This is a genomic window from Anaerobacillus sp. 1_MG-2023 (assembly GCF_030547345.1).
Lineage (GTDB): Bacteria > Bacillota > Bacilli > Bacillales > Guptibacillaceae > Guptibacillus > Guptibacillus hwajinpoensis_B.
Genome location: NZ_JAUORD010000007.1, coordinates 125,148 through 149,710, shown reverse-complemented (window position 1 = coordinate 149,710; position 24,563 = coordinate 125,148). Strand labels below are relative to the sequence as shown.

25 protein-coding genes are annotated in these 24,563 nt (G+C 39.8%); 22 read left to right on the top strand and 3 right to left on the bottom strand.

Annotated elements, in window-relative coordinates:
* The 18 genes from Q4550_RS13630 to Q4550_RS13545 all read left to right on the top strand — a co-directional run bounded on the left by Q4550_RS13630 (nt 1) and on the right by Q4550_RS13545 (nt 17,824).
* Nucleotides 1-753: an SDR family NAD(P)-dependent oxidoreductase gene (locus tag Q4550_RS13630; protein WP_303533480.1), complete on the top strand. Its 753-nt coding sequence runs from the start codon at nt 1-3 to the stop codon at nt 751-753.
* Between the two features lie 18 nt (nt 754-771).
* The gene (locus Q4550_RS13625; protein ID WP_303533478.1) at nt 772-2,388 is read left to right on the top strand and encodes a long-chain-fatty-acid--CoA ligase; all 1,617 of its coding nucleotides are present in this window, start codon (nt 772-774) and stop codon (nt 2,386-2,388) included.
* Between the two features lie 76 nt (nt 2,389-2,464).
* Nucleotides 2,465-3,034 (top strand): TetR/AcrR family transcriptional regulator, encoded by a 570-nt coding sequence (locus Q4550_RS13620; protein ID WP_194221803.1) that lies wholly within the window; start codon nt 2,465-2,467, stop codon nt 3,032-3,034.
* An 82-nt stretch (nt 3,035-3,116) separates the two neighbouring features.
* A complete protein-coding gene (locus tag Q4550_RS13615; protein ID WP_303533473.1) occupies nt 3,117-4,001 on the top strand; it encodes a 3-hydroxyacyl-CoA dehydrogenase family protein in 885 nt (294 codons plus the stop codon).
* Nucleotides 4,001-4,777 (top strand): enoyl-CoA hydratase, encoded by a 777-nt coding sequence (locus Q4550_RS13610; RefSeq protein WP_194221801.1) that lies wholly within the window; start codon nt 4,001-4,003, stop codon nt 4,775-4,777. The genes Q4550_RS13615 and Q4550_RS13610 overlap by 1 nt, the downstream gene beginning before the upstream one ends.
* A gap of 18 nt (nt 4,778-4,795) precedes the next feature.
* Complete coding sequence (locus tag Q4550_RS13605; protein WP_303533470.1) at nt 4,796-5,200, top strand: acyl-CoA thioesterase; 405 nt, start codon at nt 4,796-4,798, stop codon at nt 5,198-5,200.
* Between the two features lie 56 nt (nt 5,201-5,256).
* Nucleotides 5,257-6,321 carry a phosphotransferase family protein gene (locus Q4550_RS13600; protein WP_303533468.1) on the top strand — a complete coding sequence of 355 codons (1,065 nt, stop codon included), beginning with the start codon at nt 5,257-5,259 and terminating at the stop codon, nt 6,319-6,321.
* A gap of 8 nt (nt 6,322-6,329) precedes the next feature.
* Complete coding sequence (locus Q4550_RS13595) at nt 6,330-7,082, top strand: 2-phosphosulfolactate phosphatase (protein WP_303533466.1); 753 nt, start codon at nt 6,330-6,332, stop codon at nt 7,080-7,082.
* Nucleotides 7,063-8,811 (top strand): acyl-CoA dehydrogenase family protein, encoded by a 1,749-nt coding sequence (locus Q4550_RS13590; protein WP_303533464.1) that lies wholly within the window; start codon nt 7,063-7,065, stop codon nt 8,809-8,811. Before Q4550_RS13595 ends, Q4550_RS13590 begins: the two co-directional genes overlap by 20 nt.
* Nucleotides 8,812-8,826: 15 nt before the next feature.
* Entirely contained in the window at nt 8,827-9,597 is a 771-nt protein-coding gene (locus Q4550_RS13585; protein WP_303533462.1) for an SDR family NAD(P)-dependent oxidoreductase, read from the top strand.
* A gap of 22 nt (nt 9,598-9,619) precedes the next feature.
* A complete protein-coding gene (locus tag Q4550_RS13580) occupies nt 9,620-10,411 on the top strand; it encodes an enoyl-CoA hydratase/isomerase family protein (RefSeq protein ID WP_303533461.1) in 792 nt (263 codons plus the stop codon).
* 116 nt (nt 10,412-10,527) lie between these two features.
* Nucleotides 10,528-11,391, top strand: coding sequence for a branched-chain amino acid ABC transporter permease (locus Q4550_RS13575; RefSeq protein ID WP_303533458.1), 864 nt, complete (start codon nt 10,528-10,530; stop codon nt 11,389-11,391).
* Nucleotides 11,391-12,398 (top strand): branched-chain amino acid ABC transporter permease, encoded by a 1,008-nt coding sequence (locus tag Q4550_RS13570; protein WP_303533456.1) that lies wholly within the window; start codon nt 11,391-11,393, stop codon nt 12,396-12,398. Before Q4550_RS13575 ends, Q4550_RS13570 begins: the two co-directional genes overlap by 1 nt.
* Complete coding sequence (locus Q4550_RS13565) at nt 12,398-13,177, top strand: ABC transporter ATP-binding protein (protein WP_303533454.1); 780 nt, start codon at nt 12,398-12,400, stop codon at nt 13,175-13,177. The genes Q4550_RS13570 and Q4550_RS13565 overlap by 1 nt, the downstream gene beginning before the upstream one ends.
* Nucleotides 13,155-13,862, top strand: coding sequence for an ABC transporter ATP-binding protein (locus tag Q4550_RS13560; RefSeq protein ID WP_303533452.1), 708 nt, complete (start codon nt 13,155-13,157; stop codon nt 13,860-13,862). Before Q4550_RS13565 ends, Q4550_RS13560 begins: the two co-directional genes overlap by 23 nt.
* Before the next feature lie 30 nt (nt 13,863-13,892).
* Entirely contained in the window at nt 13,893-15,131 is a 1,239-nt protein-coding gene (locus tag Q4550_RS13555) for an ABC transporter substrate-binding protein (RefSeq protein WP_303533450.1), read from the top strand.
* 25 nt (nt 15,132-15,156) lie between these two features.
* The gene (locus Q4550_RS13550) at nt 15,157-16,824 is read left to right on the top strand and encodes a long-chain fatty acid--CoA ligase (protein WP_303533448.1); all 1,668 of its coding nucleotides are present in this window, start codon (nt 15,157-15,159) and stop codon (nt 16,822-16,824) included.
* Between the two features lies 1 nt (nt 16,825).
* A complete protein-coding gene (locus tag Q4550_RS13545; protein ID WP_303533446.1) occupies nt 16,826-17,824 on the top strand; it encodes a phosphotriesterase family protein in 999 nt (332 codons plus the stop codon).
* 40 nt (nt 17,825-17,864) lie between these two features.
* Here the strand turns inward: Q4550_RS13545 and Q4550_RS13540 are convergent, their stop codons facing one another.
* Entirely contained in the window at nt 17,865-18,785 is a 921-nt protein-coding gene (locus tag Q4550_RS13540; RefSeq protein ID WP_303533443.1) for a ketopantoate reductase family protein, read from the bottom strand.
* Nucleotides 18,786-18,927: 142 nt separating this feature from the next.
* On the opposite strand from Q4550_RS13540, the gene Q4550_RS13535 reads away from it, so the two are divergent.
* Both Q4550_RS13535 and Q4550_RS13530 read left to right on the top strand, forming a co-directional pair.
* Complete coding sequence (locus tag Q4550_RS13535; protein WP_303533441.1) at nt 18,928-19,821, top strand: hypothetical protein; 894 nt, start codon at nt 18,928-18,930, stop codon at nt 19,819-19,821.
* A gap of 66 nt (nt 19,822-19,887) precedes the next feature.
* Complete coding sequence (locus Q4550_RS13530; RefSeq protein ID WP_303533438.1) at nt 19,888-20,829, top strand: NADP-dependent oxidoreductase; 942 nt, start codon at nt 19,888-19,890, stop codon at nt 20,827-20,829.
* Nucleotides 20,830-20,994: 165 nt separating this feature from the next.
* On the opposite strand, the gene Q4550_RS13525 is transcribed toward Q4550_RS13530, so the two are convergent.
* Both Q4550_RS13525 and Q4550_RS13520 read right to left on the bottom strand, forming a co-directional pair.
* On the bottom strand, nt 20,995-22,362 hold the full coding sequence (locus Q4550_RS13525) for a YjiH family protein (protein WP_303533437.1): 1,368 nt from the start codon (nt 22,360-22,362) through the stop codon (nt 20,995-20,997).
* A 353-nt stretch (nt 22,363-22,715) separates the two neighbouring features.
* Nucleotides 22,716-22,934, bottom strand: coding sequence for a hypothetical protein (locus tag Q4550_RS13520; protein ID WP_303533435.1), 219 nt, complete (start codon nt 22,932-22,934; stop codon nt 22,716-22,718).
* Nucleotides 22,935-23,195: 261 nt separating this feature from the next.
* Here Q4550_RS13520 and Q4550_RS13515 point away from each other — a divergent pair, with 261 nt between their 5' ends.
* The gene (locus Q4550_RS13515) at nt 23,196-24,221 is read left to right on the top strand and encodes a GNAT family N-acetyltransferase (RefSeq protein WP_303533434.1); all 1,026 of its coding nucleotides are present in this window, start codon (nt 23,196-23,198) and stop codon (nt 24,219-24,221) included.
* A gap of 30 nt (nt 24,222-24,251) precedes the next feature.
* Entirely contained in the window at nt 24,252-24,398 is a 147-nt protein-coding gene (locus tag Q4550_RS13510; protein ID WP_303533432.1) for a hypothetical protein, read from the top strand.
* Nucleotides 24,399-24,563 lie beyond the last annotated feature (165 nt).

Genomic DNA, 24,563 nt, shown 5'->3' with positions numbered 1-24,563 from the left:
ATGAGGCTGCAGGATAAAATCGCGATTGTTACTGGAGGCGGAGGAGGAATTGGAAGAGCGACTGCCATTCGCTTTGCAAATGAAGGGGCGAAAGTAGTTATCTCAGATATTCACTCTGAAACTGGAGAGGAAACTGTCGAACAAGTGAAGAAAATGGGAGGTGATGCCATTTTTGTAAAAACAGACACAGCAAATGAAGGAGATATGAAAGCGCTTGTAGAAGAATGTGGAAAGCATTATGGTGGACTCGACATTCTTTTTAATAATGCTGGTGTTAGTAATGAAGAAGTAAAGTTAGCTGATATGTCCGTTGATGAATGGGACCGTGTCGTGTCGATTAATTTACGAGGCGTTTTTCTAGGAATGAAATTCTGTATTCCGTTAATGGAAAAAAGAAATGGTGGTTCCATTGTTAATACATCTAGCCTTCTAGGACTAAAGGGGAAAAAATTCATGGCCCCTTACAATGCATCTAAAGGCGGGGTGATTACATTAACGAAAAATGCTGCACTTGAATACGGAGGTAAGAATATTCGAGTGAATGCTGTGTGTCCAGGTGTTATCGATACGAATATTGTTACACCATGGAAGGAAGACGATCGTAAATGGCCCATTATCTCAAAAGCCAATGCACTAAAAAGGGTAGGACAACCAGAAGAAATTGCAAACGCCGTGCTGTTTCTAGTCTCGGATGAGGCCTCATACGTAACAGGAACTAGCCTTCTTGTTGACGGAGGAGGATTAACGTTTTAATTATTCGGAGGTGTAAGCATGAACGAGCATAAGAGTTGGTTTAAGCATTACCCTGAATCGATTTCCAGTACGATTGATATCCCGAACATTTCACTTCAAGATATGTTAATGAAAACAGTGAACGATTATCCAGATCATGTTGCGCTATCTTTCTATCAGAAAAAAATAACGTACCGTGAGCTTGGGCACTTTTCTTCAGCATTTGGTTCTGCGCTTCAGAATACCTCACAAATGAAACCAAAAGATCGTGTCGCCCTCATGCTGCCTAACTGTCCACAGTTTGCTATTAGCTACTATGGTGTATTAAGAGCAGGAGGAACCATTACACAAATTAATCCAATGCTCGTTGAACGCGAACTTCAGTACATATTAGCGGATTCAGGTGCGGAAACGATTGTGATCTATGATGCCCTTTATCCAAGATTAAAAGCGATACAGAATGAAACGAGTGTGAAAAACGTTATTGTTGTTTCCCTTCAGCCTACTGAGGCATCTTTCGCTCCAGATATGCCCTTTGACCAATTTATTCAAAGCTCAACTCAGCAACTAAACGAAATTTCTGTCGATCCAAAGGAAGAAATCGCTGTTCTTCAATATACTGGCGGGACAACTGGGAGATCAAAAGGAGCAATGCTCACTCATCGTAATCTAATTGCAAATGTAGAGCAAAGCCTTGAATTCTTTAAAGGAGAGTTTATCTTTGGTGAAGAGAAGTGCCTAACGGTCATTCCGTTATTTCACGTTTTTGGAATGACGTCTTGTATGAATTTATCAATTCGAATTGGTGCGGAGAGCGTGATTTTACCAAGATTCGATGTTGATGAAGTATTGAAGACGATCGAAACTGAAAAACCAACAATGTTTCCAGGCGTCCCAACGATGTATGTAGGACTTACAAACCATCCTGATGCAGAAAAGTATAATCTCGGTAGCATTCGGACCTGTAATAGCGGAAGCGCCCCAATGCCCGTTGGATTAATGAAGGAATTTGAGAGGAAAACTGGGGCCAAAATACTCGAAGGATATGGATTGAGTGAAGCTTCACCGACGACTCATGTAAATCCCCCATTCGGTGAACGTAAGCCTGGTAGTGTTGGAATTGGTTTTCCTTCAACGGATTATAAGGTTGTCGACCTAGGTGAAGGGAAAACAGAGCTTCCGTTTGGTGAGTCAGGGGAGCTGGTGATTAAAGGACCACAAATTATGAAAGGGTACTGGAACATGCCAGAAGAAACGGCTAATACATTGCGAGATGGTTGGCTATATACAGGCGATATTGCAAAGATGGACAGCGATGGGTATATTTCCATTATTGATCGCAAAAAGGACCTTATTATTGCTAGTGGGTATAATATTTATCCGCGTGATATTGAGGAGGTTCTATATGAACATCCTGCTGTTATGGAAGCTGTTGTAGTAGGTGTTCCGGATCCTTATCGTGGTGAAACTGTCAAAGCCGTTATCGTTAAGAAGCCAGGAGCTGAATTAACAGAGCAAGAAGTTGTTTCTTATTGTCAGGATGAAATGGCTCCATACAAAGTGCCAAAGGTCGTCGAATTCCGTAGCGAGCTCCCTAAAACTAGCGTAGGGAAAATTTTAAGAAGATCCATTCGCGATGAAGCACGTCAAGTATAGCTAAGGATGCTTCTGAGTAGCCTCCATATGATATAATCTTAATCAATGAACATTGATAGATTGAGAGGGTACTAGCATGAAACACAAACTGACTGTCAAAAGTATTGAGCTTTTTGAGAAGCAAGGCTTTAGTGAAACGTCAATTCAAGATATTGTCGATGCCATTGGCGTAACGAAGGGCACATTTTATTACTATTTTAAGAGTAAAGAAGAACTGCTGATGGATATTCACTCTTCTTATATCGACGGAATGATTAAGCAACAAAAGGAAATTTTAGAAGATGTGTCGAAAGATTGTAAAACTAAGCTATACGATATGGTGTACATGTTAATTCACAACGTCGAATTAGAAGGTCATAGTGCACGAGTTTTCTTCCGTGAGATGAAAAACTTGAAAGAAGAAAACTTAGCCGAAATTCTTCCAAAGCGTGATCAAATTCGCTATTACTTTCAGGATCTATTAAAACAAGGTGTTGAAAACGGAGAATTCAAAAGTGATCTCAATATTGGGATTGTGACGTTTGCCATTCTTGGCATTACAAACTGGACGTATCAGTGGTATAAACCAAACGGTCCAGTTTCAGATAAGGAAGTAGCTAGCATTTTTGTGGATATGGTACTAAACGGAATAGAGGAAAGCGAATAAGCTTTCCTTTCTCATTTCACTATAATGTAAACGCTTTCGATCCAAACATTCTAACCGGTTAGTTAATTAAGGAGGAAAAGGTATGAAAATCGATGAAGTCAAGAACATCACAGTATTGGGAGCAGGTTCAATGGGTCACCAAATTGGGATGCTTTGCGCACTTGGTGGCTATGAAACAACCATTCAAGATATCAATGAAAAAGCACTAAAAGAAGCTGGAGAAAAGCTTGAAGGAATTATGTCAAAGTGGGTTTCAAAAAGGAAGATAACCGAAGAACAAAAATCAGCAGCATTTGAACGCCTGCAATTCACGACTAGTCTTGAAGAAGCTGCTGTTCGAGCTGATTTTATCATTGAAGCAATTGTAGAGAAGTTAGATGTGAAACGAGAGGTATTTGAAAAGCTCGATCAACTAGCTGATCCGAATACAATTCTTGCTACGAATAGTTCAACGATTGTGAACTCGTTAATTGCGTCCGCAACGAATCGTAAAGATAAAGTTGTGAATATGCACTTTTTCTTCCCACCACTAGTGATGGATTGTGTGGAAGTTGTTATGAGCGATGCAACGTCGGAAGAAACAGCTAAGCTTACAATGGCTGTTTGTGAGCAAATTAATCGAACAGGTGTATTGTTAAAGAAAGAGATTTCCGGTTTTGTTGCGAATCGCATTCTTGGTGCCTTACAAAAAGAAGCGATGTATTTATATGAGGAGGGCATCGCTGATTTTGAAGATATTGACCTCATCTGTAGAAAAGCCTTAAATCATCCGATCGGTCCGTTTGAATTGATGGATTTATCAGGAATTGATGTAGGTTATTACGTGATGCAGCAACGCTATAATGAAACAGGTAACCCAGAGGATAAACCTTCAAAGGCGATAGAAGATAAAGTGAAAGCTGGAACATTAGGAAGAAAAACAGGTAAAGGCTGGTATGACTATACAAAAGAAGGAGTGAAGAATTAATGAAAATGGTAACGTATGAAATTCATGAGAAAACAGCGGTTGTGACGATTAATAATCCCCCTTTAAATGTGATGAGTAAGCAAGTATCTACAGAACTTTTTGAAGTATTTACAGAGTTAGAAGCCAATCAAGATGCTGTTGCAGTGATTTTAACAGGTGCTGGTAATAAAGCATTCATGGCTGGTGCAGATATTAAGGAATTTCCTGAGTGGATTGGACATACAGGGTTTAAAGATATCGTGATGGAAACTCATCAGGTATTAAACTATCTTGATCACTTTCCTAAGCCAACAATTGCGGTTCTTAATGGTTTAACATTCGGCGGTGGATGTGAACTTGCGATGACATGCGATATGCGTATTGCTGAAGAGCATGCTCAACTCGGACTTCCTGAAATAAAGCTAGGTCTTTTCCCAGGAGGTGGGGGAACTCAGCGGCTCCCTAGACTGATTGGAGAAGCAAAAGCAAAAGAAATGATGTTTACAGGAGAACCGATTTCTGCAGAAGAAGCCGATCGATATGGGCTAGTAAATCACGTTGTACCGTCGGGCCAGGGAATGGCTTATGCGCAGGGACTAGCCGCCAAAATAACTGGACAATCCCTACAGGCTTTATCACGAATTAAGCACGCTGTGAACAAAGGAGCTCATCTTCCAATTGAATCAGCTGTTGAGCTTGAGGCTGAATTGTTCGAGGAAGTTTTCCAAACAGATGACATTAAAGAAGGCGTTCAAGCATTTATCGAAAAGAGAAAGCCTGCTTTTACTCATAAGTAATAGAAAAGAGGAATCGATATGAGCGTTCATACAAGTGTGAGAGTAAGATTTTGTGAAACGGATGCGCTTGGCCATGTTAATAACACAAGCTACTTTATATATCTCGAGGAAGCACGTGTACAATTTTTTGATTATCTAGGTAAACGTTCTGGAACAGATGATTGGCCATTTATTCTCGTTTCTACGAAATGTGATTTTCTAAAACAAGCTTATTTTAAACAGTCACTTCATGTAGAAACTTCTGTTAAGCGAATTGGCACAAAAAGCTTTACACTCATGCACTATATAAAGGATACGGAAAGTGATGGTGTAGTAGCTGAAGGTGAAGCGACTGTCGTCTATTATGATTTTAAGAAACAAGTAAGCGAAGTTATACCGGATGAATTGCGAAGTAAGCTTGAGGAATCTTATCAACTGCTATAATCGTGGTATTTTTTAAGGGTAAATGACTGAATATTACGTAATCAGGAGAGTGGCGTATGACTTATTCACACGATACGATACCTGTCCGAGATGGAGAACAGCTCGATCTAAAGAAACTAGAGAGGTTTATTAAGGAAAACATTGACCATCTGAGTGATGATCCTCTCATAGTTGAACAGTTTGGAACAGGTCACTCAAATTTGACGTATGAGCTATCGATTGGTGAGTGGGAAGCAGTTCTCAGAAGACCGCCTCTTGGTCCTGTTGCTCCAAAAGCGCATGACATGGAACGAGAGTATACGATTTTAAGAGAATTACATCCCGTTTTCCCACTAGCACCAAAACCATACATCTATAATGAAACTTTACTTGATGCCCCATTCTTTCTTATGGAAAGAAGAAGGGGAATTGTGCTTGACACCTCGTTTCCTGATGGCGTTCAACCTACTGAAGAGTTGTGCAGAAGGATCTCAGAAACGATGGTAGATACGCTAGTTGATTTGCACAGTGTTGATTATCAGAAGACAAATTTAAGTAAAGTAACTCACCCTGATGGTTTCATGGAACGTCAGGTGCACGGCTGGATCAAACGATATAACCGCTCGAAAACAGATGATATTCCTGGTATTGATGAATTGACGACATGGATGGCTTCGAATATCCCTAAATCACAAAGCCCTACTGTGATTCACTACGACTATAAATTAAACAATGCGATGTTTGATCAGGAAGACTATAGCAGAATGGTAGGTTTATTCGATTGGGAAATGACAACTGTTGGTGATCCTCTGGCTGATCTTGGTGCCGCAATGGGGTACTGGTTGCAACAAGATGACCCAGAAATCTTAAAAAAGGGCATGGGTAAAGCACCGGTAACTGTTATGAATGGATTTATGACGAGAGAAGAATTTATTGCGTCTTATGCTACTAAATCAGGGCGTGATGTCTCGCAAATGAACTTCTATTTAACATTTGCTTATTTCAAACTTGCTGTCATTTGTCAGCAAATCTATTATCGCTGGAAAATGGGTCAAACATCGGATGAACGCTTTCGTCATCTTAATCAGTTTGTAGCGAGTTTAATTGCACATGCTCGTGACAATGCCAAAGTAAAGCGTTAGGAGTTCATATGGGAAAAATACATGTCGTTTTAAAAAAGGAAGATATTGATCAGGCAAAAATTAGTGAAGAAAAAATTGCGGTTGTGCTTGATATTCTTCTAGCAACATCAACCATAACCTCAGCACTTGAATTTGGTGCAGAACGGGTTATTCCTGTTCTAGATCAACACGAAGCATTGCAAGAAGCGAAAACGTTACCTGAAGGAAGTTATTTGCTTTCAGGTGAGTATGAAGGGCGAACAATTGAAGGGTTTCTAGATCCTAATCCATTGCAATTAAAGAAAGCTGTTAAAGGAAAAACGTTAATTTTATCAACTACAAATGGAACCGTAGCAATTAAACGAACGAGAGAAGCTAAACGAGTGTATGTGGCTTCGTTACTGAACGGTCATGCCATCGCAAAAAAGCTCAATGATAGTCACCGAGAGGAAACGATTGTGATTGTTTGCTCGGGTTCATCCGGCGAATTTGCCTTGGAGGACTTCTACGGTGCTGGATATCTTATACATCAAATGCTTACTACTCACGATTGGGAGCTTACTGATTCCTCACGTGCTGCTGTTTCATTTTATGAAGGTAGTTCGAAAAGCGGTGAGGACGTGTTACTTTCCTCGCGAGTCGGTGAAATGATTAAGAGGTACGGATTTGAAGAAGAAGTAAGTTTTGTTGCTACCGAAGGGATTTTCTCAGTCGTCCCTTATGTGAAGGCGCAAAAAACGGTGGTTCGAGAGGAGGTTCATCATGACACAAACCAAGTCTAGTCGTTCTGGTGCGGATTTTATGTTTCAACATTCTAGTTCAGAAGAAATATTCACACCAGAAGATTTTACCGATGAACATAAAATGATTGCAAAAACAGCTCACCAGTTTATTACTAAAGAGGTTGAACCGCATAGAGAATCGATTGAAAATCAACAGTTTGACAAGGTTGTAACTTTGATAAAAAAAGCTGGTGATCTTGGTCTTCTCGGTCATAGCATACCTGAGAAATATGGTGGTCTTGGACTAGATAAAGTTTCAAAAGGGATCGTAGGAGAAGTGGTTGGCCGGACAGGTAGTTATGGCGTTGCTCAATCCAACCACACCTGCATCGCTACGCTTCCAATTACACATTTTGGAACGAAGGAACAAAAGAATCATTATTTACCGAAACTCGCTTCAGGCGAATACATTGGTGCTTACTGTTTAACTGAACCTAACGCAGGCTCTGATGCCCTTGCATCCCAAACCACGGCTATTTTAAATGAGGAAGGCACTCATTATATTTTAAATGGGACAAAGCTTTATATCACGAATGCGGTCTTTTCAGATACTTTTATTATTTATGCCAAAATAGACGGAAAGCACTTCTCGGCATTTATCGTAGAAAAGAATTTTCCAGGTATTTCTCTTGGGCCAGAAGAAAAGAAGATGGGTATAAAAGGATCATCGACAAGATCGGTTATTTTAGAAGATTGCCTAGTTCCAATTGATAACCTTCTTGGTGATAAAGGGAAAGGTCACGTTATTGCTCTTAATGTCTTGAATTTGGGAAGGTTTAATCTGGGATCTGCTTGTACTGGAGGAGCAAAACATGCTCTAGGACTGGCGTTACAACATACAAGTGAGCGTAAACAATTTGGTCGAACCATTGCCGGTTTTTCAGCTACTCAAGAAAAAGTAGCGATGATGATGGCTAAAATTTATGCTTCAGAATCACTACAATATCGGACAGCCTCTCTACTTGAAGGTGCGATGGAAGGTTTATATGACGAAGAAGACCACAGGATTGTTGGAAAGCAAATGATGGAGTATGCCGTGGAGTGCGCTATTTGTAAAGTATTTGGATCTGAAACGCTCGATCAAGTTGTTGATGAGTCATTACAACTTCATGGCGGGGCAGGATTTATTCAGGAATACCCAATTGAGCAGATGTACCGCGATTCCAGAATCAACCGAATTTTTGAAGGAACGAATGAAGTGAATCGTTTGTTAATACCAGGAAATTTATTTAAGAAAGCGATGAAAGGCGAAATTCTTCTTGAAGAGCACATTGAAAAAGCGAAGCAGGGATTAATGCAGCCGAACAATCGTTTATTAAATGAAGAAGCGGCTATTCAAAGCATACGAAATGTATTTCTTGTATGTGCAGGTGTAGCCTACAAAGAGCATGGTAAAGAACTGATGGAGCATCAAGAATCCCTTATGAAGCTTGCGAATATAGCGATTATGCTTTATGCAAGTGAAGCTGCAGTTCTCCGAGCATTTAAGAAGGATGAATCAGCCGGTGATTTGAAGCAGATGCTAGCTAGAACTTTCCTTGAAGAAGCTCTTTTGCAAGTAGAAACGTCAGCTCGCAAACTGGTTATGAGCGTACTCTCTCAAGATGAAAAGGAACAAACATTAGGATTAATTATTCAAGAACTTTCGAAATATGACTTTGGAAGTTCGCTAGAACGAAATCGACTAATTGCAAAACAAAGCTACAATAAATTAAAGTACGAAGTTTAGAAAGCGGTGAAAGAAATGGGAAGGTTTTCAGGACGAACGGCAGTGATAACCGGGGGTGGCAGCGGAATCGGTGCCATGACTGCAAAGCGGATAGCGAGTGAAGGAGGAACGGTTATTCTTGTTGGCCGTACAGAGGCTAAGCTGTTGCAAACGGCTAACGAGCTTAAAGAACTTGAAGGAAAAGTTCTTACTTTTGTAGCTGACGTAACAAAGCAGGAACAAATTGATCACCTAACAACATTCGTTAAAGAAAGTACTGAAACTCTTCATGTATTAATTAATAATGCTGGAGGGTCTCAAGGTTCCCCCATTCTTGAAATGACGGAAGAAAATTGGGATCTTGCACAAAATGTGAATTTAAAAAGTGTTTTTCTCGTTTCGAAGGCGCTGGGGAAATTAATGCTAGAAACCGCAAAGAAAGAGGAAGAAATGGTAGATTTCTCTATCGTGAACGTAGCCTCGTTATCAGGGCATAAGGCTGGTGCACAAATTCCTCATTATAGTGCAGCGAAAGCAGCCGTTATTAATTTTACAAGAGCACTGGCGGTAGAACTTTCCCCATACATTCGAGTGAATTCAGTTTCCCCTGGATTTGTTGAAACTCCGTTAACAGAAGACGGTTTGAAGAATGAAAGGTTTGAGGCGTCAATTAAGCGAAATACAGCTTTGAATCGAGTGGGACAGGCTGAAGAAATTGCAAACGTTATTTCATTTGCTGCTTCACCTGAAGCGAGTTATATGACTGGATCTGATCTATTAGTCGACGGTGGCTGGCTCATCGTATAAATAATAAGGAGAGTGTTTAAAAATGGAAACAACAGTAAAAACGGATCATCTTAAAGTAAATGTACATGGTGCTGTGCTTCATCTTACACTTAATCGACCTGAAGCGCTAAATGCGTTTAGTCCCGAAATGATCTTAGGACTAACAAAAGCGATTCAAGATGCGAAAGAAAACGACGACATTCGAGTTGTTATGCTTTCAGGTGCCGGCCGTTCTTTCAGTGCCGGTGGTGATGTAAAAACGATGGGGGATACTTCTTCAACAGAAGTTTATGAACATATTGGTAAGTTAAATGAACTAGTTCTTACGATGAGGGACCTTGAGAAGCCGATTATTTCAGTTATTCATGGTTTTGCTGCTGGAGCAGGATTTAATCTAGCGCTCGCTAGTGACATTATTCTAGCAGCAGAAGATAGTAGTTTCGTATTAAGTTTCTCTCAGGTCGGATTAATTTCAGATGGTGGAGGACTATCTTTCCTTCCGCGTTTAATCGGTCCTTATAAGGCGAAAGAGCTTTTCTTCTCTGCCCAGCCTATTACTGCAAAAGAAGCGAAACGATTAAATATTGTAAATCAAACTTATCCTTTAGCTAGCTTAGAGGAAGAAGCAATGGCATATGCTGATAAGCTTTCTAGAGGTCCTGGTAAAGCATATGGTTTTATTAAAAAGATTGCCGATGCTTCACTCACTTCATCTTTATCTGAAGTGCTTGAACAAGAACGTATTACTCAGGCTTTAATGGTAACGACAGAAGATCACAAAGAAGGCGCAAATGCGTTTAAAGAAAAACGTGCTCCTCAATTTAAAGGTAAATAAACTTGTTAATCTGGATTGAAGATTTCTTCAATCCAGATTAATTCCCACATCTTGAATCCTCTTCATAAGTCCGCCGTCCCCTTAGTCTGGATCCTATCTAATAGAGGAGGAATAACATGGAGCTCCTTTTCCAGCAGATTTTTAACGGACTTACAATTGGAAGCGTTTACACGCTTGTTGCCCTTGGTTTAACACTGGTTTTCGGTATTTTACATGTTCCCAATTTTGCTCATGGTGCTTTTTATATGGTGGGTGCTTACGTTACTTTAATGATGATGGTAGGTTTTGGTTTTCACTATTGGATCGCTATCATTGCATCGATTGCTGTCGTTGCTCTTCTTGGAGTAGTGACTCAACAGCTTATTTTCAGTAAGTTAGAAGGCGCTGATGGGATGAGAATGATGGTTGCGGCCATTGGTATCCTTCTTTTTCTAGAAGCATTTGGTCAATTTATGTGGGGAACAGAATACCACAGAATGGACACCCCATATGGTTCTGTCGTTAACTTATTCGGTTTAACGGTAACTCTGCAAAGACTCTTAATTATCGTGGCAGCTGTGATCCTTATGCTTGCGCTTCATTTTTTCTTAACCAAAACAATGATTGGGGCAGCTATTATTGCCATGGCTCAAAATCGAGAAGGGGCCTTTCTAGTAGGAATTAATGCAAATCAGGTAGCATGGCTCACGTTCGCGATTGCTGGTGGTTTAGCGGCTGCAGCAGCTTCACTTGCTTCGCCAATTAATCTCGTATTCCCTACGATGGGAAACCTCGTCATCATGAAAGCATTTGTCATCATCATCATTGGCGGAATGGGGAGTATCCCTGGTGCCATACTTGGAGGTTATTTACTTGGATTAACGGAGAGCATTGGAGCAACGTACATATCCTCTGACTATAAAGATGTGATTGCGTTTCTCTTACTCGTTGTGATTCTCACAGCCAAGCCGACCGGGTTGTTTACTAAGGGGGTTCAGTAATGCTAAATGTTCTTTCAAAACGAACCCTTTTACTTTTGATAGCGTGTGTTGCTGTTCTTTTTCCGCTAGTTTTCCCAAATATGTATGTGCTGCAATTACTAACACTTGTGTTTATTTGGTCCATTGCAGTCTACGGTTTTAACATCATTTCGGGCTATGTGGGTTATTTATCTCTCGCTCATGCAGGATTTTTTGCAATAGGAGCATATGGACTTGGATTACTGACGACAAAAGCTGGAATGCCTTATTGGATGGCTTTATTTCTTGCTGTCGCGATCACCTCTATAGCAGGCGCTATTGTCGGTGTGGTTGCTCTTCGGACGAAATCACATTTCTTTGCTATTTACACGATGTGTGTAGGCGTTATTATCTATCTCCTAATAGATAAATGGGATAGTTTAACTGGAGGAGTGCGAGGGTTAATTGGAATTCCCGCTCCTGGGAGTATCGGTCCCATCACTTTTGATACGTTAACATCTCAGTATTATCTGGCTCTATTTTTTCTATCATTTACGATTTTTCTTTGTTATCGCATCGTACATTCATTACTTGGTAGGACATTTATTGCGATCCGAAATAGTGAAGAGCTTGCGAAAACGATTGGTATTTCTATCATGAAAAATCAGTTGCTTGCTTTTACCCTATCAGCATTATTTGCTGGATTATCTGGGGCTTTGTACGCGTCTTTTATTCGGTTTATCGGACCACAAATCTCAGCTATTACCGTTACGTTCGAGATGTTGATGTACCTTCTTGTGGGAGGGATTGGAACTCTAGCAGGTCCGATTGTTGGCACTCTCATTGTCATCTCTCTTACGCAATCATTGCAGTTTCTTGAAGAGTATCGAATGCTCATTTTCGGTCCTGTAGTTGTTTTATTAGTCTTATACTACCCTCGTGGAATATCAGGTAGTATTCAAGCGTATATGCAAAAAAAGCGGCAGAAAAAGGTGGAAACCGCTAAGGAAGAGCGTGATGTTAAAAGGAACGTAGGGGAGGCAGGCTAATGTTTTTTTCAACGGAGGGAATCACGAAGCGCTTCGGGGGACTAGCGGCAGTTGAAGATGTGAATGTGTCTATAGAAAAAGGGACCATTACAGCAATCATTGGACCTAACGGCGCCGGGAAGTCAACTTTTTTTAACTTGATTAGTGGGATACACCCACTGACATCTGGAAGAATTAATTTCAACGGAAAAGAGATTACAAAGTTACCTCCACAGCAAATTGCAAGACTAGGAATAGGAAGAACTTTTCAAACAACAAACTTATTTGAACAATCGACTGTTCTAGATAATGTGCTAATCGGCCATAGGCTTCGTACCAAATCCGGAATATGGGATGCGCTTTTCCGTACGAAAAGAGAAAAAGATGAAGAAAAAAAGTCCTACGAAAAGGCATTAGAAGCGCTAAAGTTTGTTGAAATGATGCATGTTGTTGAACATCCTGTATCTCTTATATCACAGGAAGAAAAAAAGAGACTCGCATTTGCTCTAGCTTTAGCGACTGATCCTGAAATGGTTCTTCTTGATGAACCAGCTGCCGGAGTGAATCCAGATGAAACAGATGGACTTGCGTATTTAATGAGGAAGATGGCTGACCACGGCATTACGGTTTGTCTTATTGAGCATAAGATGCCGATGATTATGAGTCTAGCAGATCAGATTGTGGTCTTGAACCACGGGAAGAAAATTGCAGAAGGGCGACCAGAGGAAATTCGCCAAAATGAAGCTGTGATTCAAGCTTATCTAGGGGGTACAGCGCATGCTCCAGCTATCCACAATTAATGTCAACTACGGTGCATCGAACGTTCTTCACCAGATTTCCTTAAATGTTCACGAAGGAGAAACGGTTGTTTTACTTGGAGCTAACGGGGCAGGTAAGAGCACTATATTTAGAACGATCAGTGGTTTGATGAAACCAGTATCTGGTGATGTTCTGTTTATGGATCGCAAGGTAACGGGAAAACCGCCTCACTCTCTTGTGAAGGAAGGCATAGTCCAGTGTCCTGAAGGGAGAAAGTTATTTCCACAAATGTCTGTCTATGAAAATCTGAAGATGGGTAGTTATGTTCCTCGAAAGCATCGAAAGGAAATGGAAAATCAGTTAAAGGAGGTGTATTCTCTTTTTCCTATTTTATTCGATAAGCGCCATCAAGCAGCTGGATCTCTAAGTGGTGGTCAACAGCAGATGCTTGCCATTGGTCGCGCATTAATGGCCAAGCCGAAAGTCCTTCTCCTTGATGAACCATCATTAGGTCTAGCGCCATTGATCGTTGAGCAAATGTTCCACATTATCGAGGATATCAATGAGCAGGGAACAACGATTCTGTTGGCAGAGCAGAATGCAAATGCAGCACTCCAGATTTCTGATCGGGGTTATGTCATTGAGAGTGGCAAAATTGTACTAGAAGGAAGCAAGGAAGAACTTTTGTCTAATGATGAGATTCGAAAAGCTTATATTGGAGCATAATTGGAATCGATTAGTATAGGGGGGATAGCGATGAAAATTGGGAAAAAGCTTTTTGTATTTATGATGGTGTTAATTGGACTGATGGTTGTGGGCGGTTGTGCGGCGGGATCCGTTAGTAACTCCAGTAATTCAGAAGGATCTTCTAATGAAAATAAATCAAAAGACACTAGTACAAATGCAGATGCAACATCTTCTGCAGAGAACACGGTCAACATTGGGTTTAGTGGCCCACTAAGTGGACCTGCAGCATATTATGGGGAAAATACGTTGAGCGGATTAGAAATGGCCGTAGATGAGATTAATCAAGAAGGTTTCGAAGTGAATGGCAAACAATATGGCATTAACCTTGTGACACTAGACGATCAATATCTACCGAATGAAACAGGTACAAATGCAAGAAGACTTGTACAAGAAAATGATACGCCAATTATTTTTGTTCCTCATAGTGGAGGCGTATTCGCTACTCAAGTATTTAACGAACAAGAAGACTTTCTTATTGCAGCCTATACGAGTGAACCGAAAATTATGGAACAAAATAATTCGCTGACATTAGGGGTTCCGCCAGCTTACAATGCTTATCCTGAGCCTTTTACAGACTATCAAATGGAGCGATTTGGAAAGAAAATAGCTCTTCTGCCTACTTCCTCTCAATATGGTAAAGATTGGACAGAAGCATTAAAGCCGGTATGGGAAGAAAATGGGGGAGAAGTTGTATTTGAAGGCTCTATTGATTTTAGTAAGGATACAGATTTCTTCTCCATCGTGACAAAAGCATTAAGCAACAATCCTGATGTAATGTTTGTAGGAGGACCTTCTCAGCCTACAGCGCTCGTGATTAAACAAGCAAGAGAGCTTGGTTTTGAGGGCGGTTTCATGCTGATGGATCAGTCAAAAATCGAAGAAATTGAGCCAGTACTAGGCGGGCTTGATCAGTTAGAAGGTACGATAGGTGCTCTTCCAATTATTGATAGTGATGCTCCAGGGGCTGAGAATTTTATTCGTCAATACAAAGAACGATTCGAGCGGATTCCAACTGCTGAAGGTGCTTTTAACTATCAAGCGATGCATGTCATCGTAAATGCGATGAAAGAAGCCGGGTCAGTTGACGATCCAGCCAAAATCATGGAAAGCATGGATGCAGGTGTTCAATCACTTCCCGACGAGCAAATGGTTTGGCATTTAACTGGCATTTATAACGGTGGTGCATTTGACTGGAAACCAGCTATCGGAGCTGTTGAAGACGGAAAAGTAGTTAAGATAGAAAATTAAGTGGACTTGAAAGGGGATCGAAAAAATGCAAACAAATCATTTTAAATTCTGGCCTAAACGAGTACCATATTCACTTACCGTTCCTGAAACGACAATCTATGATAACCTCGTTGTTTCGGCCAGAAGATATCCGAATAAAGAAGCAATAATTTATTACGGAGCAACACTAACATACAAAGAGCTACTAACGGAAGTTGATCGTACGGCTGCTTTTCTTGAGCAGTTGAAGGTCACTGAGGGTGAAAACGTTCTTCTTTTCATGCAGAATTCTGCACAGTTTGTCATTTCCTATTATGCGATCCTAAGAGCGAATGCTGTCGTTGTTCCCATTAATCCAATGTTAACAGCAGAGGAACTCTCTTTCTATATTAAGGATTGCGATATTAAAACCGCAATCGTAGGTCAGGAGCTCTATGAAAAGGTAGAACCTCTAGTAGGGGCAACCACACTTACTAATGTTATCACGGCAGCTTATTCTCACTATGCCGGTAACGAAAGCGATATACCAGCAGAAGTTTCACTAGAAGCTAGAAGAGTGGACAAGGCGAATCATAATACGTGGGAAGATGTAGTCAATCACCAATATTCACCTGGAGAATATGTAAGATCTATTCATGACGTTGCGGTCATGCCCTATACATCTGGTACAACGGGTCTTCCAAAAGGATGCATTCATCCAAACCGCACGCTTCAAGCAAATGCTGTAGGAGCATCTCAATGGATGAATATCACAGCAGATGGCATGCATCTTGTAACGCTACCTTTATTTCATGTGACAGGTATGCTCCATAGCATGCATGCTCCCATTTATAGCGGGGCTCCAATGGTAGTCATGACACGTTGGGATCGGGATTTGGCTGCTAAATTTATTGAAAAATATGAGGTTGCTAACTGGGTTAATATTAGTACAATGCTGATTGATTTTCTATCAAACCCTAATCTACCAAACTATTCAATTTCATCACTAAAAATACTAGCTGGGGGCGGTGCTCCTTTACCAGCAGCTGTTGGGGAGAAATTATATAACTTAACAGGCTTACGATTTATAGAAGGGTATGGTTTATCTGAAACGATATCTCACACTCATTTCAATCCACCTGATTTTCCAAAACTTCAATGCTTAGGCGTTCCTTCATTCGACGTGGATGCTCGTGTAATCGATCCTAATACAATGAAAGAGCTTGGACCAGGTGAGCCAGGTGAAATCGTAGTGAACGGCCCACAAGTGTTTGATGGATACTATAATCGAGAGGATGAAAATCGCAATTCGTTTATAGACCTTGATGGGAAGTCTTTCTTCCGAACGGGTGATATAGGACGCTATGATGAAGAAGGATACTTTTTTATGATTGATCGCGTAAAGCGAATGGTCAATGCTTCGGGTTTTAAAGTGTGGCCAACAGAAGTCGAGTCAATCTTATATAAGCACCCAGCTGTTCAGCAAGCTTGCGTTGTCGGTGTTCCTGATCCTCGTCGAGGTGAAACAGTTAAAGCTTTTGTCATTCTAAACGAGGGTGATAAAGGAAAAGTCACGGAAGAAGAGATTATCGAATGGTCCAAAGAACAAATGGCAGCTTATAAATATCCAAGAATGATTGAGTTTATGGATGCATTTCCAACTACGAGTAGTGGAAAGATTTTATGGAGAAAACTCCAGGATAACGAGCGTCAAAAAGCAGAAGGAGTGAAATAATATGGGGAAAACAGTAGAAACAGTGACGGGTCCAATTCCGGTAGAGCAGCTCGGGAAAACGCTAGTTCATGAGCATTTTGCATTTGGTTATCCTGGTTTTAGTGGGGATGTTTCTCTTGGAGCATTTGATTTTCAAGAAGCACTTCAGGTAGGTATATCAGTTGCCGAAAGTGTCATGGCACACGGTGTGAAAACGGTAGTGGATCCTACGCCGAACGAGTGTGGTAGAAATCCGGAACTTCTTCGAACAATATCAACTGAAACAGGACTACAAATAATTTGTGCGACCGGATACTACTATGAAGGGGAAGGTGCGACCCCTTATTTCAAATTTAGACAGGGTCTTGGAACGGCAGAAGAAGATATTTATGAGATGTTTAGCAAGGAAATTTCGGATGGGATTGGAACAACTGGAATTAAACCAGGGGTTATTAAACTAGCCTCTAGTAAAGATCAAATTACAGATTATGAAATGATGTTTTTTAAAGCCGCTGCACGTGTCCATAAAGAAACGGGCATTTCAATTTTAACGCATACACAAGAGGGGACAATGGGGCCTGAGCAAGCACAGCTTTTGATTGAAGAAGGTGTCCACCCACAATCCATCATCATTGGTCATATGTGTGGAAATACAGATGCTGCTTATCATTTGAAGACTTTAGAAATGGGGGTAAATATCGGTTTTGACCGCTTTGGCATACAGGGACTCGTTGGTGCTCCTTATGATAAAGAACGTCTTATTACGTTAATTGGATTATTGAATAGCGGATTTGAAAACCAAATCATGCTATCACATGATACCGTAAACTATTGGATGGGGCGCCCACCAGTTCTTCCAGAGGCAGTGGAAAAAATCATGGCTAATTGGCAACCAGCGTATATTTTTGAAGAAATCATTCCTAAATTGAAGGCAGCTGGAATATCCGACGAAACGTTGACGATTTTATTTGAAGAAAATCCAAAGAAATTATTTTCCTCAGAAGCAAAAGTAAAAGCATAAGAAAAAGCGAGGATTCATCCTCGCTTTTTCTTATGCTGGTTTATTTTTTTTGAATTTCGTACGGTTTTATTAAACGATAAAGCGTTTCTGTATAAGGAAGTTTCAGCTTTACCTGCTCAGCAAGACGAAGCGCCCCTCCTTGAAGATGCTCGACTTCTAGCTTGTTCTTTTTTCTTTTATCTTGATGCATGGAAGAAGTCGCTTCGTAAGGAAGGGATTGGAATGACTTCATGCGGCGATCAATATCTTCTTGATTGATGTGTATGTCATACTGTGATGCAAGTGTTCTGATCTCATTCATCACATTTTCAACTAGTTTGAGGGTTTCGGGTACATCTCTTATGATGCCCGTGTGAAAATCCCCAGCCGTAGTTACACCAGACATCGCTGAAATGAACATATACTTTTTCCACATCTCTTCTTCGATGTTTGAAGTTAATTGAGAATTAAAATTCGCATGCTCATTCATTTTGCTTATTGAAGCACAGATCTTTTCTTGGGAAGGGTGGAGCGGACCGAAGATTAGGTCATGTAGTTCACTCGTATGTTGTACGTGCCCGTGGTCATCAAGAGTAGCAATAATATATGATAATCCACCGAGTACTGATTCTTCCCCGAGTTCATCTTTGAGGATGGAAATATGTTCAATTCCATTTAGTATAGGAAGAACCTTTGCTCCTTTCGCAACAAACTCTTTGAGAACTGGAAGACTATCTTCAAGGTGATACCCTTTAACGCCCAGAAGAACAAGGTCAACGGAAGATACTTCAGACGCATTTGTGATGAGTTTAGGAGAGCGCATCTTCGTATTACCTTTTACACTTATTACTTGCAACCCCTCTTGTTCAATTTGCGCTTTTCTTCCTTCACGAACATAAAAGGAGACGTTTTCCCCAGTTTCAGACCATCTTAACCCGAAATATGTACCAAGTGCACCAGCACCAAAAATTATAATATTCATAAGCATCCTCCTTGTCGAAATCTTCTTTCTAATAACACTCTACTTATTCTTACAAATAAATTCAAGTAGGGATAAAAGGAAATGACAACGTTGTCCAGAAATTAGCTATAAGTGACCGAAAAGGTAGAAAGGGTTGATTAATGTGAAGATATTATCACAAGACCGTTTTGAAGCAGCATGTTCCTTTGTACGTAATCATGCGAGGCCGGTTGATCGAGAGTATTATGCTTTTTGGAAAGGAAATGGCGACAAAGAAAGTGTGCTCAAAGAACTGGAAGAATTCCGAAATAAAGATGGGGGATTTGGGAACAATCTTGAACCTGATTTTCGCCTGAAAGAGTCTTCTCCTATGGCCACCTCAGTTGCTTTTCAATACATGAGTCAGCTTGACCTCGATTCTGATCACCCGTTTGTTAAGGATGGTCTTCACTATTTGAGAAGTACATATCAAGTTGATAAGCAGAGTTGGCAAGCTGTACCTCATTCAGTGAATTCAGTGCCACACGCTCCGTGGTGGAAGGTAACGGAAGGAGAAGTCACTTATTCTGCCAATCCCGATGCAGAAATTGTAGGGTATTTTTTACACTATGGGAGTAATTATCCGATCACTTCAGAATCATTGGCTAAAGTGATGAATCACCTGGATAGCCTAAATGAATACGAAATTCACGAGGTACAATGCTATCTTCGTTTAGCTCAGTTAGCTGGTGGTGAGATCAACAAAAAAATTCACGAGAAAATTAAGCAGAAATTGCCATATATCATAGATCGTCCTGAAAAATGGGATCATTATGGTGTACAGCCCGTTGTTCTTGTTGAGTCTGATCAATCCCCTTTTGCTAAAGAGCTCAATCAAGAGCTTCAAGTGAATTTGGATTATTTAATTCAAAAACAACTTTCTAATGGCAGTTGGGAACCAAGTTGGTCATGGGGACAATACGAAGACAGTTGGGAAGGCGCAAAAAAAGAATGGCAGGGATTTTTAACAGTTCAGAACTTAATAACACTCTCTAAATTCGGACGTATTGAAAGTTAGTCTGTTTAGAATGAGGGATATAACGGGAACATAGTAGAGAATCAATGATTGAGAGGAGTTTCTACTATGAAAGCAGTTGTTATTGAACAGTATGGAGGAAAAGATCAGTTAGTTGAAAAAGAGGTAGCCTCACCTTCTCCAGGAGAAAACCAGGTTGTTGTAGAGAGTTATGCAACGTCGATCAATCCAATTGATTGGAAATTGAGGGAAGGCTACTTGAAAGAAATGCTCCCTTTTCAATTTCCAATTATCCTTGGTTGGGATATTGCAGGTGTCATAAAAGAAGTAGGCTCAGCCGTAGAAGGTTTCAAAGAAGGAGATCGAGTATTTGCAAGACCCGCAACAACTGCAAATGGTACATATGCAGAAGAAGTCGTGGTAGATGATCATTTGCTTGCCTTCATTCCAGATAATATTTCATATGAAGAAGCAGCATCGGTTCCGCTTGTAGGTTTAACCGCATGGCAGTGCTTAATTGATTTCGCTGATCTTCAAAAAGATGAAAAGGTGTTAATTCATGCTGGGTCCGGTGGTGTCGGTAGTTTTGCCATCCAGCTTGCAAAACACAAAGGGGCATATGTTGCCACAACAGCGAGTGGCAAAAACGAAGCCTATCTAAAGTCACTTGGAGCAGATCGAGTTATTAATTATCGTGAAGAGGACTTTTCAGAAGAATTAGAAGAATATGATGTAGTTCTTGATACGATGGGTGGCGAAATTCAAGAAAAAAGCTTTACAGTTCTCCGTGGTGGAGGTCGATTGGTTTCGATTGTAGGAGAGCCTGATAAAGAGAAAGCGAAGGAAAAAGGTGTTCGCTCAGGAAATGTATGGCTTGAACCAAATGGAGAACAATTAAAAGAAATTTCTTCATTAATGGAAAACGGTCATATTAAAGCGACGATCGGTCACCGTTTCCCATTTAGTCAAGAAGGCATTCAGGAAGCACACGAACTAAGTGAATCACATCATGCTAAAGGAAAAATTGTTATTTTGTTTGATAAAGAATAAAAAAACGCGGCTAATATGCCGCTGTTTTTTTACGCAAATTAAAAATTTCATATACCGTATTTATAATAAAAAAATATAAAAATGCTATTTAAAAGTATCAATTATATAAATAATAGCAAGAAACAAAATAAAAAATCCGGAACTATTTGTCCCGGATTTACTAATTTAGAAAATAATATGTGCCATGACTACAATAATAGGTAAAGAAATAATCGTACGTTCAATGAAAATAATAAATAGGTCAATAAATCGTACAGGAACTTTTGATCCTAAGAGCAAGCCACCAACTTCAGACATATAAATTAGCTGAGTAACAGACAGACTAGCGATAACAAAGCGAGTAAGATCGCTTTCGATATCTGCACCAATTATGGCTGGTAAGAACATATCTGCAAAACCTATTACCATAGTTTGAGCTGCTTCAGCAGCTTCAGGAACTTGCATTAAATTTAGAATAGGAACGAACGGAGCACCAAGATAACTGAATAGTGGTGTTGTTTCAGCAATAATTAAAGCAATGGTCCCGATCGCCATAACAATTGGAATAACGCCCATCCACATGTCGAGTACATTTTGAAATCCGCCTTTGATAACGTTCGAGGCACGATTATCTACCGCTGTTCTTGTTGCTTGGATTACTCCCCACTGAAAACGAGATTTGCCTTCAGGTATCGTATCATCAGGAGCATCTGCTTCTGTTTCGTAAGTAGTATCGGGTTTCCTTGAGAGGGGTGGGATTCTCGGCATAATAACAGCTGCCACAATTCCAGCTAATACGATCGTTAAATAATATTGTAAGAAGTATTCCTCAAGTTTCATTTGTTGCAGTACAACAATACTGAAAGTGATCGATACTACCGAGAATGTTGTGCCAATGACGGCTGCTTCTCGTTTCGTATAATAACCATCTTCATATTGTTTACTCGTTAAAAGAACACCGATTGTACCATCACCCATCCACGAAGCAAGACAATCAATTGAAGAACGACCTGGTAGAGTGAAAATCGGACGCATTATTTTCGTAAGAAGGGTCCCGCAAAATTCCAACAAACCGAAGTTTAGTAGAAGAGGTAAGAAAAGCCCTGCAAATAAAAATACAGAAAAAAGAATAGGAATGAGATCATTTAGTAATAATCCTCCAGTTGCGTCTGACCAAACCCATTCTGGACCAATTTTAAATAGTGTTAATATCGCGAAAATCATACCCAGAATACGAGCAAGTAACCAAATACCTGATACTTGTAATAGACTCGTCAGGAAAGAACTCTTCGTAATCCAATCAGGTTTAGCTACTACTGCTAGGAAACTAAGTACTGCTGTAATTGTAATAACAATGGTCATAATTGCGGGAAGAGAGAAAGGGATAGCTGTCCCAAATAGGCCCTGGAGCCAACCAGCTAGTTTTGCTATTGGAATCGTAACACCTTCATCATTTGGTATGGGAATCATGAATAAGAAAATACCAATGAGAGATGGGATAATAAATTTTAATAATCCTTCTGAAGTTACTTTTCTTTGATGAGTACTGTTCACGTAGTGTCACCTCTGTCGTTTTGCAACGGATTTTCTATCAACTAAAACGTATTTTTATAAAAACATAGTTATGAATATAACATATCAACCCCCTTTATGTAACATGAAAATACAAACTCTTGAATAGAAAAAGTGTTCAGAAAAGAGCGACCAATTGCATTATATCTTGAAAACGCTCACAATAAAAGAGTGAAACAGATATATATAATGCTTCTTTCAAATTAATCAGCCTTAAACTTGAGAAATGAACGATCATATGTAACTATTCCAAAATAAAAAGACAGGGATCAGCTGATCCTTGTCTTTGACAAATTTATCTATTGATTTATTTGCTTTATATAGTCAATGAACGTTTATACGTATTTTGGAGGATTGTCAAATTCATAATGTTCTTCAAAAGTTGAGCCAAAGAAACAGGATGCACATTTGCGATAGCCTTTTTGTCTAAGAAAAACGAGAAGTTCTTCTTCATGGTTGGCTTCTGAACGATCTTTGATCGGCGTCTCGGGTAAATGACACTCATCACCAGCGTAGGCTGTCCTATGGACAATTTGTTTTTGGTGGTCAATCATGTATTTTCCCATATATGTTTATCAAGTCCCATCTCTAATAAGTTCCTATAAGTGTAACATACTCATCTTGATATTGATACAACCTAAACTTACTAGTATACCCTAAATAGGGGAGAAGTATTACTCTTTATGCGTATTTTTTTATTTTTTTTTAGAATAATCATCAATCAGGCATTCACTCTAGTGTAAAAAGTACCGATAGTAGTATGGTTAGGGGTTTGCATCAGTTATAGAATGAAGCGTGTAATGGAGGTTGAAAAGATGAATTTCATTATCAAACATGATGAGTTAAGTATTCGTTATCTTCAAGAAGGGGATGAACTTTTTCTATTAAAGTGGTTAACAGATCAACAAGTTCTTGCTTATTACGAAGGAAGAGACCGGCCATATACAAGAGAAAAAGTTTTGGAAGATTTTTTTATAGAAGACGATGAAGTAAGATGCCTTGTGTTGTTTCATAATATTCCGATCGGATACATACAGTTTTATTTGTTAGCAGAGGTAGAGAGGATCAAGCTCCCTGATCATTCATATGGAATGGACCAGTTTATCGGGGAAACCTCATATTGGAATAAAAATATTGGGAAAAAGCTCATTCAATCAGTTGTGTATTATATTGAAAGAACTTTAAAAGGTTCTCTTGTTGTTATGGATCCACAGCACTGGAATAAGAGAGCGATACGGTGTTATCAGCAGGTGGGTTTTGCGAATTTAGGTATCCTTCCTAAACATGAATTGCATGAAGGTTCTTGGAACGACTGCATCCTAATGGCTTATGATTTTGCTGGATACCGTATTTTGCCCATTAATCATTGTAATAGAGAGACGTTGTCCCGATTGTTTGTTCAATTGTGGGGCAGCACAGAAATGGTGATCTCTACCGGAACGTATATATTACATGAATTAGATGGATTCATAGCTTATGATTCAGATGGAGAGATAATAGGTGTTGCAACCTATCGATTGTATGAAGATCACGTTGAAATCATTTCACTTGATAGTTTGATTGAAAAGGAAGGGATTGGCGGTCGGTTATTGATGAGAATAGAGCTTGTGGCAGTCGAGAATGGATGTTCCGAAATGAAGGTGATCACAACCAACGATAACCTTAGCGCTTTTGAATTTTATCAGCGAAAGAGATACAGAATGAAAGGAGTTGCTAGGGGAGCGGTTGATTTAGCTCGTCAAGTAAAGCCTGAGATTCCATTAACTGGCCATCAAAACATACCAATTCATGACGAAATACTCCTTAGTAAAAAGCTCTCTTCTAATAAGCATCGTAATTGATAAGACTTTGATTGAAAGGGCGAGTGAGGATTGGAAATAAAACGAGTGGAAAATAACCGATTATCAGAAGAAGTTCTTGAAGAATGGGACACTAAATTTGTGTCCGATAATGATCTCTTATTCTTTGGAAATAAACCGACGAAATTCACAGCTGTTATGAGTTTCTTTCCTCTTTAGAATCGAATGGATATAAAAAAGTGAGTAGTCGAAATACCGTGCATTCTGAGGGTGTGCTTGTTTGGTTCAACAATAACATGCCTGTTCATAACGTATTGGATGATTGGTCTAATAAAGGATTTAATCATTTATAGAAAATAAACAAGCCCCGGACGAAAGATCGTC